We start from the raw sequence: 2,856 nt of genomic DNA, 5'->3' as shown, positions 1-2,856 counted from the left end.
GCGCTGACGACCGTGGTGATCGCGTCGGCGATCGCGGTGGGCTTCATGAAGTGCGGGTGCCGGGCGAGCCCGAAGCGCACCCACTGCTCCAGCACGAAGGCGGCCTGGTCGACGTCCCAGTCGCTGCCCATCTCGCTCCAGGTCGGTCCGGGGCGCACGATGCTGGCGCGCACGCCGGTGCCCTCGAGCTCCATCTGCAGCGCCTGCGCCAGGCCCTCCAGGCCCCACTTGCCGGCGGCGTAGGACGACATGAAGGGCCGCGGCCGCACGGCCACGTCGGAGGAGACGAAGAGGATGTCGCCGCGGGTGCGGGCGACCATCGCGGGCACGAAGGCCCGCACCAGCCGGTGGGCGCCGAGGATCGCGAGGTCGAGCTCCTGGCCGAAGCGCTCGGTCGGCACCTCGTGGATCGTGCCGGGCCCGACGGAGCCGGCGTTGCTGATGACGACCTCGATGTCGCCCAGGTCGCTCGCCACCGCGGAGGCGAAGGCGGCCACGGAGTCGTCGTCGGTGACGTCGAGCGCGTGCACCACGGCCTCGCCGCCCGCGTCGCGGATGGCCGTGGCGACGTCCTCGCACTTGTCCACGCGCCGTGCCCCGAGCGCGACCGGGAAGCCCGCGGCCGCGAGGGCCAGGGCGGTGGCGGCTCCGATGCCGGACGAGGCGCCGGCGACCACCGCGGGGCGGCGGTCGGGCTGGGCGTACTTGCTCATCGCCTCTCCACCCGCACCGGCATGGCCGAGAAGCCCCGCACGCTCGTGGAGTGGACGCGCACCGCGGCCCGGTGGTCGACCTCGACCGTGCGCACCCGACGTACGAGCTCGCGCAGGGCGACCTGCGCCTCCAGCCGGGCGAGGTTGGCGCCGAGGCAGAAGTGCCGGCCGCCGCCGAAGCTGAGGAGCTGGGCGACCTCGGCCTTGTCGCGACGGATGTCGAAGTCGTCGGGCCGGGAGAAGACCTCGGCGTCGCGGTTGGCGGAGCCGAGCACCAGCAGCAGCTTGGAGCCGGCGGGGGCGACCTTGCCGTGCAGCTCGACGTCGGCCAGGAGGTGGCGGGCGAGCATCTGGGTGGAGGGGTCGAAGCGCAGCGTCTCCTCGATCCACGGCACCACCGGGTCGGCCGCCTGGTCGGGGTCGGCGAAGACCTCGGCGAGCTGGTCGGGGTGGCGGGTGAGGTGGAAGAGCGCGTTGCCGAGGAGCTTGGTGGTGGTCTCGTTGCCGGCCACGACCATGAGGAAGAGGAAGCCGATGATCTCCTCGTCGGTGAGCCGGTCGCCCTCACCGTCCTCGGACTCCTGGCGCACGGCGATCAAGGCGCTGGTGAGGTCGTCCCTGGGCTGCTTCCTGCGCTCGGCGAGCATGTCGGCGTAGTAGCCGAAGAGCACGATCGCGGCCTCCATGCCGGCCTGGGGCACGTCGCGCAGGCCGTCCTCGCGGTGCACGAGCAGGTCGGCGAGCCGGCGCAGCTCGTCGCGGTCGGCCTCCGGCACGCCCATCATCTCGGAGATGACGTCCATCGGGAGCTTGCCGGCGAAGTCCTGGATCCAGTCGAAGGAGTCGTCCTCGAGCGCGCGGTCGAGGTAGAGATCGGTCAGGCGCTGGATCTGCGGCTCGAGCTCGCGCACCCGTCGCGGCGTGAAGCCCTGGGAGACCAGGGAGCGCAGGCGCGTCTGGCGCGGCGGGTCCATCCCGAGGAAGCTCATCACCCGGTGGGCGTCCTTGTTCCACGCGCTGGCGTCGAGGGAGACACCCATCGCGTTGCTGTAGACACCCTCGGTGCGGATCGCGTGCTGGATGTCGGCGTGCCGCGAGAGCACCCATAGGTCGTGCTGCTCGTCGTGGTGCAGCGGCGACTCGGCCCGCAGCCGGGCATAGACCGGGTAGGGGTCGTCCTGGAAGGCGTAGTCGTAGGGGTCGAACTGGATCGCGTCTTCGGTCTTCACTGGTTCCCCTGGAGGATCACGGCGACGACGGCGTCGAGCCGCTCGCCCATCTCGGTGTAGGTCATGAGGCCCATGCCGGCCTGCAGCAGCGCGCCGGAGAAGGCCAACGTCAGGGTCTCGAGCACGACCGGGTCGGCCTTCTCGCCCAGCGCCTCCTTGAAGCGCTCGACGAACTCCGCCCCGATCCGCAGCCGCAGCCGCTCGACGTCCGGGTCAGTGCCGAGCAGGGCCTGCGTCGCGCCCGCGGCCAGCGCCGGCTCGGTCGCCAGCGAGGTCGCCATCCGGCGCGTGACCTGCTGGACGCGGCTGGTCGCGTCGTCGTACGACGCATCGGTGGTCGCCGCGGCCGCCTCGGCGGTGAGGTGGCGCAGGAAGAGCTCGGCGAAGAGGTGGTTCTTCGACGACAGGTAGGTGTAGGCCGTGGCGGCCGAGACACCCGCCCGAAGTGCCACCGTGCGGATGGTGAGCGCCTCGACGCCGACCTCGCGCAGCTCCTCGGCGCCGGCCGCGAGCAGCCGCTCGGCGGTCTCGGCCTGCCGCGCGTTGGGCTCCCGCCGCGGGATGCTGGACACCTGACTGGACACCTGTCTAATCTAGAACACGTTCTCGTTCTTCGGCAAGGGGTGTCGCATGACCAGCAGCTACGACGACCTGACGCGCGAGCAGCTCGCGGTCCTGGTGCCCGAGCTGCTGCTGATCGGTCAGCTGATCGACCGCTCGGGGATGGCGTGGTGCATCTCGGCCTTCGGGCGCGAGGAGATGGCGCAGATCGCGATCGAGGAGTGGGCGGGCGCGAGCCCGGTCTACACGCGGCGCATGCAGAAGGCCCTGCGTTATGAGGGCACCGACGTCATCACGATCTTCAAGGGCCTGCAGCTCGACATCGGCGCTCCCCCGCAGTTCATGGACTTCCG

At 71.5% G+C, this 2,856-nt stretch carries 3 protein-coding genes and 1 pseudogene; 1 reads left to right on the top strand and 3 read right to left on the bottom strand.

What is annotated here, in order from left to right:
• The 3 genes from RMN98_RS10725 to RMN98_RS10715 form a co-directional block, all read right to left on the bottom strand.
• The coding region (locus RMN98_RS10725; protein ID WP_309648807.1) for an SDR family oxidoreductase at positions 1-713 on the bottom strand (713 nt) is incomplete at its 3' end.
• Positions 710-1,942 carry a cytochrome P450 gene (locus tag RMN98_RS10720; RefSeq protein ID WP_309648806.1) on the bottom strand — a complete coding sequence of 411 codons (1,233 nt, stop codon included), beginning with the start codon at positions 1,940-1,942 and terminating at the stop codon, positions 710-712. The genes RMN98_RS10720 and RMN98_RS10725, both read right to left, overlap by 4 nt.
• Positions 1,939-2,526 carry a helix-turn-helix domain-containing protein gene (locus RMN98_RS10715; RefSeq protein ID WP_309648805.1) on the bottom strand — a complete coding sequence of 196 codons (588 nt, stop codon included), beginning with the start codon at positions 2,524-2,526 and terminating at the stop codon, positions 1,939-1,941. The genes RMN98_RS10720 and RMN98_RS10715 overlap by 4 nt, the downstream gene beginning before the upstream one ends.
• A 46-nt stretch (positions 2,527-2,572) precedes the next feature.
• On the opposite strand from RMN98_RS10715, the pseudogene RMN98_RS10710 reads away from it, so the two are divergent.
• A pseudogene (locus RMN98_RS10710) lies at positions 2,573-2,856 on the top strand (hypothetical protein); the annotation flags it as partial.

Origin of the sequence: Nocardioides sp. (assembly GCF_031397825.1) — a bacterium.
Taxonomy (GTDB): domain Bacteria; phylum Actinomycetota; class Actinomycetes; order Propionibacteriales; family Nocardioidaceae; genus Nocardioides.
Note: the sequence above shows the minus strand (reverse complement) of the source record. Positions and strands in the feature narration are given on the sequence as shown.